Source organism: Brevundimonas sp., assembly GCF_036676055.1.
In the GTDB taxonomy this organism is placed as follows: Bacteria; Pseudomonadota; Alphaproteobacteria; order Caulobacterales; family Caulobacteraceae; genus Brevundimonas.
The window spans coordinates 55643-68463 of record NZ_JAKFDS010000065.1 but is presented as its reverse complement, the minus strand read 5'-3'; the positions used below and the strand labels follow the sequence as shown (position 1 = coordinate 68463).

At 69.9% G+C, this 12821-nt stretch carries 14 protein-coding genes; 8 read left to right on the top strand and 6 right to left on the bottom strand.

From position 1 onward, the window contains the following. Together V6M45_RS11520 and V6M45_RS11515 are read left to right on the top strand one after the other, a co-directional pair. Window positions 1-1733, top strand: a 1733-nt coding sequence (locus tag V6M45_RS11520; protein ID WP_332656554.1) for a beta-propeller domain-containing protein, incomplete at its 5' end; no start/stop codon positions are given. Beyond that, window positions 1733-2197, top strand: a complete 465-nt coding sequence (locus V6M45_RS11515) for a hypothetical protein (protein ID WP_332656552.1) — start codon at window positions 1733-1735, stop codon at window positions 2195-2197. The genes V6M45_RS11520 and V6M45_RS11515, both read left to right, overlap by 1 nt. A 12-nt stretch (window positions 2198-2209) precedes the next feature. Here V6M45_RS11515 and V6M45_RS11510 read toward each other — a convergent pair whose 3' ends face one another. After that, window positions 2210-2641, bottom strand: a complete 432-nt coding sequence (locus tag V6M45_RS11510; protein ID WP_332656549.1) for a MarR family winged helix-turn-helix transcriptional regulator — start codon at window positions 2639-2641, stop codon at window positions 2210-2212. Between the two features lie 67 nt (window positions 2642-2708). Here V6M45_RS11510 and V6M45_RS11505 point away from each other — a divergent pair, with 67 nt between their 5' ends. Together V6M45_RS11505 and V6M45_RS11500 are read left to right on the top strand one after the other, a co-directional pair. Then, window positions 2709-3359: a glutathione S-transferase family protein gene (locus V6M45_RS11505; protein ID WP_332656547.1), complete on the top strand. Its 651-nt coding sequence runs from the start codon at window positions 2709-2711 to the stop codon at window positions 3357-3359. A gap of 43 nt (window positions 3360-3402) precedes the next feature. Further along, on the top strand, window positions 3403-3927 hold the full coding sequence (locus V6M45_RS11500) for a dihydrofolate reductase family protein (RefSeq protein ID WP_332656545.1): 525 nt from the start codon (window positions 3403-3405) through the stop codon (window positions 3925-3927). Between the two features lie 240 nt (window positions 3928-4167). On the opposite strand, the gene V6M45_RS11495 is transcribed toward V6M45_RS11500, so the two are convergent. The 3 genes from V6M45_RS11495 to V6M45_RS11485 all read right to left on the bottom strand — a co-directional run bounded on the left by V6M45_RS11495 (window position 4168) and on the right by V6M45_RS11485 (window position 6188). Further along, entirely contained in the window at window positions 4168-4929 is a 762-nt protein-coding gene (locus V6M45_RS11495) for a pseudouridine synthase (protein WP_332656543.1), read from the bottom strand. Between the two features lie 44 nt (window positions 4930-4973). After that, window positions 4974-5483 (bottom strand): GlcG/HbpS family heme-binding protein, encoded by a 510-nt coding sequence (locus V6M45_RS11490; RefSeq protein WP_332656542.1) that lies wholly within the window; start codon window positions 5481-5483, stop codon window positions 4974-4976. A gap of 72 nt (window positions 5484-5555) precedes the next feature. Beyond that, window positions 5556-6188 (bottom strand): DUF938 domain-containing protein, encoded by a 633-nt coding sequence (locus V6M45_RS11485; protein WP_332656541.1) that lies wholly within the window; start codon window positions 6186-6188, stop codon window positions 5556-5558. A 205-nt stretch (window positions 6189-6393) separates the two neighbouring features. On the opposite strand from V6M45_RS11485, the gene V6M45_RS11480 reads away from it, so the two are divergent. Together V6M45_RS11480 and V6M45_RS11475 are read left to right on the top strand one after the other, a co-directional pair. After that, window positions 6394-8241: a phosphoenolpyruvate carboxykinase (GTP) gene (locus tag V6M45_RS11480; RefSeq protein ID WP_332656539.1), complete on the top strand. Its 1848-nt coding sequence runs from the start codon at window positions 6394-6396 to the stop codon at window positions 8239-8241. Between the two features lie 39 nt (window positions 8242-8280). Continuing rightward, a complete protein-coding gene (locus tag V6M45_RS11475; protein WP_332656537.1) occupies window positions 8281-9291 on the top strand; it encodes an NAD(P)/FAD-dependent oxidoreductase in 1011 nt (336 codons plus the stop codon). On the opposite strand, the gene V6M45_RS11470 is transcribed toward V6M45_RS11475, so the two are convergent. Then, complete coding sequence (locus V6M45_RS11470; RefSeq protein WP_332656535.1) at window positions 9292-10023, bottom strand: TonB family protein; 732 nt, start codon at window positions 10021-10023, stop codon at window positions 9292-9294. A 194-nt stretch (window positions 10024-10217) separates the two neighbouring features. Between V6M45_RS11470 and V6M45_RS11465 the strand changes: the two genes are divergently transcribed. Next, on the top strand, window positions 10218-11015 hold the full coding sequence (locus V6M45_RS11465) for a transglycosylase SLT domain-containing protein (RefSeq protein ID WP_332656533.1): 798 nt from the start codon (window positions 10218-10220) through the stop codon (window positions 11013-11015). Between the two features lie 82 nt (window positions 11016-11097). Further along, window positions 11098-12243: a DUF2336 domain-containing protein gene (locus tag V6M45_RS11460; protein ID WP_332656531.1), complete on the top strand. Its 1146-nt coding sequence runs from the start codon at window positions 11098-11100 to the stop codon at window positions 12241-12243. A 56-nt stretch (window positions 12244-12299) separates the two neighbouring features. On the opposite strand, the gene V6M45_RS11455 is transcribed toward V6M45_RS11460, so the two are convergent. Next, on the bottom strand, window positions 12300-12776 hold the full coding sequence (locus tag V6M45_RS11455; protein ID WP_332656529.1) for an Hpt domain-containing protein: 477 nt from the start codon (window positions 12774-12776) through the stop codon (window positions 12300-12302). Window positions 12777-12821: the final 45 nt, after the last annotated feature.

Below are 12821 nucleotides of genomic sequence, written 5' to 3'. Positions count from 1 at the left end.
CGCCCATGCCCATGGCCCCCCCGCCTCCGGTCTCGGCCACGGGCGCCCCGCCGGCCGCCGCCGCGCCGGCCGCGCCGGCCGATCCCGCCAACCCCTCGATCACCAATAACCAGATCGCCGGCGTCGAAGAGGGCGGCATCGTCAAGGTCATCGGCGACCATCTGGTGATCCTGCGCCGCGGCCGGCTGTTCACCGTCTCGACCGCCGCCGGAGACCTGAAGCCGGTCGACGCCATCGACGCCTTCCCGCCCGGCGTCGACCCGTCGGGCGACTGGTATGACGAGATGCTGGTCAAGGGCGACCTGATCGTCGTGGTCGGCTTCAGCTACGGGCGCGGCGGGACCGAGATCAACCGCTTCCGCATGGCCCCGGACGGCTCGCTGGCCTTCCTCGATTCCCACCATCTGAAGTCGGCCGACTACTACTCCAGCCGCAACTACGCCTCGCGCGTCGTCGGCGACCGGCTGGTGGTCTACACGCCGCTGTATTTCGACCGCTACGCCGCCAACCCGCTGGCCGACATGCCGGGCCTCAGCCGTTGGACCCCGGGTCAGGAGAAGCCGTCCTTCCAGCGCATCGCCCAGGCCCGCGAGGTCTATCTGCCCGCGCCGCTCAAGGCCGAGGGCCCCGGCTCGGTCGAGGCCATGCACACGGTCAGCCGCTGCGACCTGACCGCGCCCGAACTGGCCTGCGAGGCCACGGTGGTGCTGGGCCCGAACGGGCGCACCTTCTTCGTGTCGCAGAACGCCGTCTATGTCTGGGTCGCCCCCGCCTGGTCGTGGCGCGAGGATGGCGACGAGCGCCGCTTCCTCTATCGCATCCCGCTGGACGGCGGCCGTCCCGCCGCCGTCCAGGTCGAGGGCGCGCCGATCGACCAGTTCTCCTTCAACCCCGACGCCGCCAACAGCCGTCTCGACATTCTGGTGACGGACCTGTCCGTCGGGGACGCCATGTGGGGGCCCGAGTTCGCGGCCGGCCGCCCGGCCCTGCTGCAACTCCCCACCAGCCGTTTCGGCGACGGTTCGACGGCGGCGCCGGCCTCGGACTACCGCCCCATGCCCGGCGGCGAATACGTCGGCATCGGCCACAACCGCTTCGTCAACGGCTGGCTGCTCTACAGCCTGAACAACTGGACCCGGAACTCCGGCGTGTCGCACCTGATCGCGGCCCGGCTCGACGGCAAGGGCCACCCCTTCACCTTCCAGGTGGACGGCGGCGTCCAGCGCATCGAACAGATGGGTCAGGACGCCCTGCTGGTCGGCGGCCACGGCGACACGGTCTTCACCACCGTCGACCTGACCTCGAACGACATCCCCTACCTCGGCTTCGGCTTCACCGTGCCCAACTCCCGTCAGGCGGAGTCACGCAGCCACGGCTTCTTCTTCCGGCCCGACCCCGATCCCGCCCGGCCGACCTTCGGCCTGCTGGGCCTGCCGATCATGCGGCTGACCGACAACCAGTGGACCGCCGAGATGCGCTTCCTGCAGCGTCAGAACCGGATCCTGTCGGACTTCGGCCATCTCGACGCCACGCCGGGAGCGAGGGCCGACGACGGCTGCCGGGCGTCGTGCGTCGACTGGTACGGAAACGCCCGCCCGATCTTCCTCGGTCAGCGGGTGTTCGCCCTGATGGGCTATGAACTGGTCGAGGGCGACGCGGCGGGCGACGCGATCCGCGAACTGCGCCGCGTCGACTTCGCCCCGACGGCGCCGGTCGAAGCGGAACGGGACTGATGGGAGGCGCGGGCGCGGGCCGCGCAGCTGTGAGCGTGCTGGTCATGGCGGCGCTCGCGCCCGACGCGGCCATGGCCTGCATGCAGCCGATCGCCGGGCCGGGCGAGCGGATGGCCGAGGGGCGCTGGGTCACCGTCGCCGTCGCCACCGTCGTCGCCGTGGCCTCCCGGGACCCCGAGAGGCCGAACCGTGCCTTCACCGCCGACTTCCGCATCGACCGCGTCGTCGATGGCTATCCTCAAGCCGGGCGGCTCAGGCTCTGGCACGAGGAGCGCACTGAATGCCCGCGGGTCCTTCCCCTGCCGGCCGAGGGCGAGGCCTGGGCGGTCTATCTGGAGTGGGACGCGCGCGGGGACGGCCCGGTCACTCAGGCCTGGCCGCTGACCTGGGCGGAACGCCTCGATCCCCGTTTCGGGCGCCGCGCCGACGCCGACGCGCGCGATTTGGAGCCGCCGCGGCGCTGAGCTTGAGACGCTTCAGCCGATCCCGCGCAGTCCGGCCCTGAGCGTGTCGGCCTCGACCTTCAGCTCCGTCTCGAGCCGGCCATGCTCCGCGATCCAGATCGGGGCCGCCTTCGCCAGCAGGTCGCGCCCTGCGTCCGTCAGCCCCGCTCGACGTCCGCGCCGATCCTCGGGATCGATCGACACCACGACCGCCCCCCTTCGCTCCAACGGCTTCAGATTCGCCGTCACCGTCGACCGGTCCATGGCCAGAACACCGGCGATCGCGCCGATGGTCGGCGGCTGTGGCCGGTTCATTGCATTGAGCAGGGAAAACTGGCCGCTGGTGATCCCCAGCGGCCGGAAGGCTTCGTCGAACCGCCGCGCCAGGGTTCTCGCCGCCCGCTGGGCGTGCAGGCACAGGCAGGTGTCGCGCACGTACAGGGTCGTCTGGAAGGGAACAGCCAAGTTTGACACGGCTCGAGATATGTTGATATCAACGTAAAAGTCAACCGCAGAAAGCCGGAGCCCCGCCATGATTCAGGTCACCGCCTTCAAATGGGTGCCGCCTTTCGCCCAGGGCTCGGTCCGGGACCTCCGGGTGCGCTGGGCGCTGGAGGAGGCCGGTCTGGGCTATGACGACCACCTGATCGGCTTTGAGGACCAGTCCACGCCGGCATATCGCGCCCTGCAGCCGTTCGGCCAGGTGCCGACCTATCGCGACGGCAAGGTCGAGATGTTCGAGAGCGGGGCCATCGTCCTTTGGATCGCCCAGAATTCCGACGCCCTGATGCCCGCCGACGACGCCGGTCGGGCCATGGTCATGACCTGGCTGTTCGCGGCCTCGAACAGCGTCGAGCCCGTCGTCGCAGAACTGGCCGGCATCGACCTGTTCAACGCCGACAAGACCTGGGCGAAGGAACGACGTCCCGAAGTCGAGGCCTTCCTGCGCCGGCGGCTCGGCGACCTGCAGACGGCGCTGGGCGATCGCCACTGGTTCGCCAACGACCGCTTCAGCGCCGCCGACATCCTGATGACCCATGTGCTGCGCGACCTGCGCCACACTGACATCGTCGCCGACTTCCCGGCGCTCGCCGACTATGTCGCCCGCGCCGAGGCCCGCCCGGCGTTCAAACGGGCCCTGGCCGATCAGCTGAAGCCCTTCCGCGAACACGCCCCGGCCTGACCCGGCCGCCCGCCTCACAAGGACCCCGGATCGGAGATCAAATATGGCGCGGCTTGTCTTCGGAATGAACGTCTCGCTGGACGGCTACGTCGATTACGACAAATTCGGACCCGACCCGGCCCTCTTCCGCCACTTCATCGAGCAGGTGCGCGGCTCCACCGGCAGCGTCTACGGCCGCCGCCTGTACGAGATCATGCGCTACTGGGAGCAGGACGATCCGGACTGGACTCCGGAACTGCATGAGTTCGCGGCCGCGTGGCGCAGCGAGCCCAAATGGGTCGTGTCGCGCACCCTGAGCTCGGTCGGCCCCAACGCCACGCTGGTCGCGGATGACGTGGAGGGGACGGTCCGCCGTCTGAAGCATGAACTCGAGGGTGACCTCTACGTCGGCGGGCCTGTGCTGGCGCAGGCCCTGACCGGCCTGATCGATGAGTATCGCCTCTACCTCCACCCCGTCGTTCTGGGTGGGGGCGACCCGTTCTTCATTGGTCCCCGACCGCCGCTCCGCCTCGTCTCCCACCGCGGGATCGGCGGCGAGGCGATCGAACTCACCTATGCGCCGGACTGAGGCCGACACGACCGGTTTTGACGCATGGGCCTGCTACGATGCGCCTTCGGGTCTTTGAAAACCGAATCTAGCCGCCGGGGAGGTGTTCAGGCTTGTGCTCGCGCGCCTCAAGCCGGACGCTTCGGACGCTTCGGACGCTTCGGACGCTTCGGACGCTTCGGACGCTTCGGACGCTTCGGACGCTTCGGACGCTTCGGACGCTTCGGACGCTTCGGACGCCTAATTCTGATTTTACCCGGGTTAAACCGGACCGACCAGCGCCGCCCGCTCCTCGGCCGTCAGCATCCGCCACTTCCCCTCGGGCAGATTGTCCAGCTTCAGCGGGCCGATCCGCACCCGGATCAGATCCGTAACCTCGAAATCGACCATCTCGCACATCCGCCGGATCTGCCGGTTGCGCCCCTCGCGCAGGATGAATTTCAGCCGGAATGACTCCATCCGGCTGACATAGGCCGGGCGCAGTTGCCGCCCGTCCAGCATCAGGCCGTGGCGCAGGATCTTCAGCTTCTTCTCGGTGATGTCGCCTGTAACCCGGACCAGATATTCCTTGTCCAGATCCGACTCCGGCCCGATCACCGCCTTGGCCACCACCCCGTCCGACGACAGCAGCAGCAGGCCGCGGGAATCCTCGTCCAGCCGGCCGATCGGGGGCAGGGAGGCGTTCTCGGCCGGAACCGCGCCCTCGCCGACGCGGTTGGTCTCCGTCAGCAGGCGCACCGCCGGGATTTTCCCCGGCTCCGGCTGGCCCGAGACGTAGCCGACCGGCTTGTGCATCACGATGGTGACCCCCTCGGCCAGCGCCGCTGTGGCTCGCTCGTTCAGCGTCAGCGTCTGCCCTGGCTGCAGCTTGCGCCCCGCGTCCGTGACCACCTCGCCGTCGACCGAGACCAGCCCCTCGGCGATCAGCGCATCGGCCTCGCGCCGCGAGCAGATGCCCGACTGGCCCATGAATTTGTTCAGCCGCACCGGCTCGTCGCCGTCATAGGTTCTGGAAAACGCCATGCCGGGTCCGTAGCCGCAGGGCGCAGCCGGGTCCAGCCGCCCGGCTAGCCGCCGATCACGGCGGAAATGGCCGCTCGTGCGACCTCATCGTCCTGCGCCGAGGACGCCCCCGACACACCGATGGCTCCGATCACCCGGCCATCGACGACAATGGGCACGCCGCCGGCGACGGGCACGATCCCGTCGATGGCCAGCAGGGCGAGGCGGCCGCCCGCCAGCCGCTCCTCCGCCGAGGCGGAGGCGGTGCGGAACCGGGCCGACGACCGGGCCTTGGCCTGGGCGACGTCGATCGTGCCGTACTGGACGTCGTCCATCCGCCCGAAGGCGACCAGCTCCCCCGACGGCTCGACCACGGCGACGGCCAGACGGAACCCCCGGGCGCGGCCGGCCTCGACGGCCCGATCGACCAGCGCCTGCGCCGTCTCCAGCCCGATCGGCGCGCCATAGGACAGGGGTGGAGCCGGCGCGGCGGTCGGCGCGGCCGTCGGCGGCGTCTGCCCCCACGCCGGAGCCGCAACGGCCAGAACGGCCAGAACAGGGAGGAGACGTTTCATGTCGGCGCGTTCCGGGTCAGCCAGCTACTCCGGGGATGCCGCCACATCCCCGCCGGAACTTCAAGGCGCCGCTCACACCCGCCGGAACAGCAGCATCAGATTGTTGGCCGGCATCTCCACCCGCCACGTCAGCGCCAGCCCCTCCGCCTTCGCCGCCGCCGCCACTTCGTCCCGGTCGCGGAGCCCCCACGCCGGGTCGCGCGCCTTCAGGCTCTCGTCGAAGGCCGCGTTCGACGCCGCCAGCGGAACCTCCGCCTCGAGGTAGGGCCCATAGGTCGCCAGCAGCCCGCCGACCGGCAGCACCCGCCCGGCCAGCCGCATCAGGCCCTCCGTCGCCGCCCATGGGCTGATATGGATCATGTTGACGCACAGGACCGCCGCGAACGGCCCCTCGGGCCACGACGCTTCGTCCAGCACGTCCAGCGCCAGCGGCGGCCGCAGATTGGGCAGGCCGGCCGCCCCGGCCCAGACAGCGATGCTGGCCCGCGCTTCCGCTGACGGATCGCTCGGCGTCCACTCAAGCCCGGGCAGGGCCCCGGCGAAGGCGACCGCATGTTCGCCCGAGCCCGCGGCGACCTCGACCACCCGCCCCCGCGCCGGCAGATGCGCCGTCAGCACCCGCAGGATCGGCTCGCGGTTCCGCGCCGCAGCGGGCGAGGCCAGGGCGCCTTCGGGAGTCGCCGTCATCGGGTCCATGGTCTGCATGGCGGTCCCGATACCCCGCGCCCCCGCCCTCCGCGACCGGAATTATGCAGACGAGGCGGCCGCCGCCGCTCCCGGGAGGTTGAAACTTGCACCGGTTGACCTTGCGTCCGCTTCAATGCCATTCCCGCTGAAACATTGCGTGATCTGCGCAAGGGAGCGCCATGGCGGCGTCAGATCGCCGGGCAACGTTCAGGAGAGAGTTCGCGTGACTGCATCCGCTATTCCGGGTCTGCGCCCGGCCCCGACCAACCACGCCGGCCTCGTCGCCTGGGTCGAACAGATCGCCGCCCTGACGAAGCCCGCCCGCGTGCACTGGTGCGACGGCTCCGAGGCCGAGAAGGCCGCCATCGTCGCCGACCTGATCGGCAAGGGCACCCTGCGCGAGCTCGATCAGACCAAACGCCCCGGCTGCTACTACGCCGCCTCGGACCCCCGGGACGTCGCCCGTGTCGAGAGCCGCACCTTCATCTGCCCGGCCAATGAGGTTGACGCCGGCCCGACCAACAACTGGGCCGATCCGGTCGAGATGCGCCAGCGTCTGAACGGCCTGTTCGACGGCTGCATGGCCGGCCGGACCATGTATGTCGTGCCCTTCTCGATGGGCCCGCTGGGCTCGAAGATCAGCGCCTTGGGCGTCGAGATCACCGACAGCGGCTATGTCGCCGTGTCGATGGGGATCATGACCCGCATGGGCAAGCCGGTGCTGGACCTGATGGGCGAGGACGGATTCTTCGTGCCGGCGGTGCACACGGTCGGCGCCCCGCTCGCACAGGGCCAGGCCGATGTGCCGTGGCCCTGCAACGAGGACAAATGGATCGTCCACTATCCCGAGACGCGCGAGATTTGGTCCTACGGCTCGGGCTACGGCGGCAACGCCCTTCTGGGCAAGAAATGCTACGCCCTGCGCATCGCCTCGGTGATGGCGCGCGACGAGGGCTGGCTGGCCGAGCACATGCTGATCCTCAAGCTGACCGATCCGAAGGGCCGCGCCAAATACGTCGCCGCCGCCTTCCCCTCGGCCTGCGGCAAGACCAACCTGGCCATGCTCCAGCCCACCCTGCCGGGTTGGAAGGCTGAAACCATCGGCGACGACATCGCCTGGATGCGCATCGGCGACGACGGCCGCCTGTACGCCGTGAACCCCGAGGCCGGCTTCTTCGGCGTCGCCCCGGGCACCAGCCGGAACACCAACCAGAACGCCCTGGCGACGATGGCGACCAACACGGTCTTCACCAACACCGCCCTGACCGCCGACGGCGACGTCTGGTGGGAAGGCCTGACCAGGGAAGCCCCGGAACGCCTGACCAACTGGAAGGGCCAGCCGCACGATCCGTCCTCGGGCGAACCTGCCGCCCATCCGAACGCGCGCTTCGCCGCCCCTGCGCACCAGTGCCCGACCATCGCTCCGGAGTGGGAAGATCCGAAGGGCGTGCCGATCGACGCCATTCTGTTCGGCGGCCGTCGCGCCTCCGCCGTGCCGCTGGTCACCGAGGCCTATGACTGGGACCACGGCGTCTTCATGGGCTCGTCTGTGGCCTCCGAAGGCACCGCCGCGGCCGAGAACAAGGTCGGCGAGCTGCGCCGCGATCCCTTCGCCATGCTGCCGTTCTGCGGCTACAACATGGGCGACTATTTCGCCCACTGGCTGTCGATGAAGGACCGCACCGACGCCGCGAAGCTGCCGCGGCTCTATTTCGTCAACTGGTTCCGCAAGAACGAGGACGGCAAGTTCGTCTGGCCCGGGTTCGGCGACAACGCCCGCGTTCTGAAATGGATCGCCGAACGCCTCGAGGGCGAGGCCGGCGCGGTCGACACGCCCGTCGGTCGGGTGCCCTCGCGCGAGACGCTGGACCTGTCGGGCCTCGCCCTGTCCGACGCCGACCTGTCGACCCTCCTCGACGTCGATGCCGAGGTCTGGGCCGAGGAAGCCGCGCTGATCCCTGACTTCTACCAGATGTTCGGCGACCGCCTGCCGCAGGCCCTGTGGGACCAGCACGCGGCGCTGACCGCGCGCATCGAGCAGACCCGCGCCGCCGCCATCGCCGCCGAGTAACGCTTGCATTCCGGGCCCGGGCGGTCGATCTGATCGCCGGTGACTTCTTCCCCGGATGTGATCGTCATCGGCGCCGGCGTGCTCGGCCTCTGCACCGCCGCCGAGCTGGCGGAGCGTGGCCATGCGGTGACCGTGATCGACCCGGGCGGGCCGAACGCCTCCTCCGTAGCGGCCGGTATGCTGGCCCCGGCGCTGGAATCCCTGCTCGAGGATCTCACGCCCGAACAGGCGGGCCTGCTCAGACGCGCCCGTGACCTGTGGCCGGCTTTCGCTGAGGCGAACGGTCTGGCGCTCCATCGCGAGGGGGCCGAGTGGCGGGGCCCGGAAGCGGCCGCGGCTGCGTCCCGCTTGGGCGACCTCGGCTTCGAGGCCCGGGTGACGTCGACCGGTCTGTTCACGTCGGACGACTGGCGCATTGATCCCGCCCCGTCGCTGGCCGCCCTGGCGCGCGCGCCGGGGGTCAGCCTGGTCAAGGGACGGGTCGCCCGGCTCGCGGGCGACGCCCGGCGCTGGCGGGTCGAGGCCGAGGACGGCCGCACATGGTTCGCCCCGACGCTCGTGCTCGCCACCGGGGCCGCCGCCGCCATCGCCGGACTGCCCCGGTCCGTCGCCGTCATGGTCGATGCGATCCAGCCGATCCGGGGCCAGCTGACCCACGTCGCGGTGGAGGGGCCGGGACGAGTGCTCCGCGCTCCGGGCGTTTACGCCGCGCCGGCCCCCGGGGGGGTGGTCATCGGCGCCACCATGGAATTGGGTCGCCGCGACCTCGATCCCGATCCGGAGGAAGCCGAGGCGCGGGTGGCTGCGGGGCTGGCGCTGCTCGGCGTGGAAGGCGAGGCCGGGTCGACGCGGGTCGGGATCCGGGGCGCGGTCGCCGACGGTCTGCCGCTGGCCGGGGCCTCGGGGCAGCCGGGTCTGTTTCTCGCGCTGGCCCCGCGCCGTAACGGCTGGCTGCTGGGTCCCATGGTCGCGCGGATCGTGGCCGACGGAATCGAAGGCGGCGCGCCAATGGCCGACGCGGCCGCCCTCGATCCGCTCAGGTTCGGCTGATCAGTCCGCCGGCGGGTTGAAGCGGATGGCGATGTTGACTCGCGATCCCACGGCTGCGCCGTCGACTGTTCGCGGGCTGATCTGGAAATGCCGCGTCAGCCCCTGCGCTGCTTGCCCGAAGCCGTAGCCGCCGGGCGTCTCTTTGGTCAGGTTGCAGTCGGCGACCCGGCCGCTGGGCTGGACGAGGCAGTTCAGCGTCGCCAGACCGCCGACCTCCGCCCGCAGGGCGCGATCCGGATAGACCCGCATCAGCTGATCGCCGGAGGGCTGACGCTCCCATCGGGGATTGGTGATCACAGCGGGAGGGCGTGGCGTGACCGGCACCGGCGCCGCGTCCCTGACCGGTTCCGGCGACGTGTCGGAGAGGATGATGGTGGTTCCCTGCGCGACCGTCTCGCCCTGGGTCACCGCTACCACGTCGGTGGTTGTCGGCGGAGCAGGCAGGGGGTTGGTCCGGGTGTTCGGCGGCGCGGGCTGCTCCGGCGCGGCGATCGGCTCGGGCGGCCGCGGTTTGGGCAGGGTGATCATGGTGACGTCGATCGGCGGCGCGGCTGTATCATCCGGCAACGGCATCTCGAAACGCTGGTAGTACATGACGGCGCCAAGCCCCACATGCCCGGCGGCGACAACCGCCAGGGCGATCCAGGTCGTTCGGGTGAAGCGCGGTGATTTTCGTTCGTTGTAGTCGAAGGGGCTTACCAGTCCGGGGCCGCCCGCGGTCTTGATCATCATGGCCGTCATCCCTGTCGTTCGCCGCCCCCGCAGCGTCCCACGGTCAAGTTGAGCGCTTACCCTGGGGCAAGTTTTGGGCGAGCTTCGCCATCAATCCGACACCGGCGGCGCGTCGGACGGCAAAGGTTAAGGGTCTGTGGACGGCTCAGGCCGTATTAGGGATTGATTAACCACGAAGCCGCAGCGTCATAGGCATGAACATCGGAGCGATTCCATCCTCTGGCGGGGTCGAGGCGGCCATTCGGCGCGCGTCGAACGCGACGGGCGTGGATGCTGATTTTCTGATCAAGACCGCCCGGCGCGAAAGCGCGATGAATCCGTCTGCAAAGGCCCGCACCTCGTCGGCGGCCGGGCTGTTCCAGTTCATCGAGCAGACCTGGTTGGGGACGGTGAAGGCCCATGGCGCCAAGCACGGCTACGGCCAGTACGCCGATCTGATCCACCGGGGGTCCGACGGGCGATGGCGGGTGGACGGTTCCGCGCGAAACGTCGTCCTCGATCTGCGCTTCGATCCCCAGGCGGCTTCGACCATGGCGGCGGAGCTGACGGCCTCCAACGCGGCCTATCTGCGGGGGCGAACCGGGCGCGAGCCGGGGGCCGGCGACCTGTATGCGGCCCATTTTCTCGGGCCGGCCGGAGCGGCCCAGTTGATGGAAGCCATGGAGCGGCGGCCAGATGCGAGTGCGGCCGCGATCTTCCCCTCGGCGGCCTCCGCAAACCGCTCGATCTTCTTTCGCGGCGGTCGGCCGGCCACGGTTGCCGAGGTGCACGCCAATCTCCAGCGCAGCGCGGGCGAAGGCGCTCCGGCCGCGGCCGCGGGATCGGCGCCCGCCGCGCCGCCGCTCTCCGAACGCGACCAGATGCTGGCGGCCCGTCTCGACCGGCTGAAGCAGGACCAGAGCCTGCTGGCCCTGTTGCTGGGTCAGGACGGGGAGGGCAAGGGCGGCGGCTTCGGCGGCGCCTTCGCGCCTGAAGGCAGTTCGAGCGTCTGACCGCGAATCCTGTGATGGTAAACGGCCCGTTAGGGATGACCGTTCAATGCTGGGCGGCGAAGCCTGACCAGAGCGCCTGACCATGACCGCCTACCGCGCCCGCCTGACCGAGACCGACATCCGCCGTCTGATCAAGGCTACGGATGACGACGAACGGGCTGCGGCCGCGCACAAGCTGTGCCGCAACATGGAAAAGGCCGAGCTGGCCGGAGATGAGCTAGAGGCGGCGCAGAAGATCCTGCGCATGTTGGCCCATGACGCGGCGGAGCTGGTGCGGCGCGCCATGGCCGTGACGCTGAAATCGTCCGACCTGATTCCCCGTGATGTCGCCAGAAAGCTCGCAGCCGACGTCGACAGCGTGGCCCTGCCGCTGATCAGCTTCTCGCCGGCTTTCACCGATGAAGACCTGATCGAGATCATCCAGGCGGGTTCAGCTGTCCGCCAGGTGGCCGTCGCCGGACGACCGGTGGTCGGACGCGATGTGGCCGCGGCCGTTGCCGAGACTGGGTGTGAACAGGCCGTCCGGACCCTGGCCGCCAATGACAACGCCGACATAGCCGAGTCGGCGCTGGGACGTTGCGTGGATCGCTTCGGGACGTCGCCCGAGATCGTCGCAGCCATCGCCTATCGGCAGGTCCTGCCGTTGTCGGTGACCGAACGGCTGGTCGAGCTCGCCTCGGATGCGGTTCGCGAACATCTGGTGACGCGCCACGCCGTCGCCCCCGAGACCGCCATCCGTCTGGCCGCCTTCGCCCGAGAACGCGCCACCGTCGACCTCGTCGACCAGGCGTCGAACCATGCCGATCTGGTGGCCTTCACAGCCGGCCTCAACGCCCGCCGGGCCCTGTCCGCCTCCCTGCTGTTGAGAGCGCTCGCCCGCGGGCAGATGGCGCTGTTTGAATACGGCTTGGCCGAGCTGGCCGGCACGCCCCATCCGCGCGCCTGGCTCATGATCCACGACGCGGGTCCGCTGGGGCTCAAGGCCATCTACGACCGGGCCGGTCTGCCGCCCCGACTGTTCCAAGCCTTCCGGGCTGGGGTCGATACCTGGCGGACGCTACAGGCCGAGGGGGCGGACACCGCCGGGGAGGATTTTCGTCAGCGGATGCTGCAGCGCTTTCTGACGCAACGGCCCAACGCGCCGCGCGAAGATATCGCCTATCTGATGGAGCGGCTGGATCAGGAGCCCGCGCCCGCCCGTGCGGTGATCGGCGCGGCGGCGGCCTGATCCAATTGGAAACGCCCGCCGGCGGGCGGGCGCTTCAGACTCTCTGGCTGCGGATGTCAGCCGAGGTGGTCGGCCACGCCCGCTTCAAGCGATTCCGCGAGAGCGCGCCCGGTCGGATGGTCGTCAGTCTGGATCTGGTCGCGCACCACGGCCTTGATCGCGTCGATGTGAGCATCGATGAGGGTGCGGGGCGCCGCCATGCGTTTGGCGGGATCGTCCATCATCTTGCACAGCGACGCGGCCAGCCGGGTCACCAGCGGATACTGGTAGGTCGCGCCAAGACCCTTCAGGTCATGGGCGCGGAAGTAGAGCGCCTCGGCGGTCTGGGCGTCGTACCCTTGGCTGCGGATGTCGGACTGGGCCTTGTCGAGCTTGACGATTTCGTCCTGCAGCCATTGGCCGAACTGGGAGGACATCGCCTTCAGCGCCTCTTCGGCCTTGGCGATCGCACCGGCGTCGATGCCGCCGAACCCGCCGCCGACTTTCAGCCGAAGGGTATTGGGCGGACGAATGACCTGGGCGGAATTGCTCACGGCGAGCTCCTGAAGACGAACCTCCCGCAGCGTGGCACGACACAC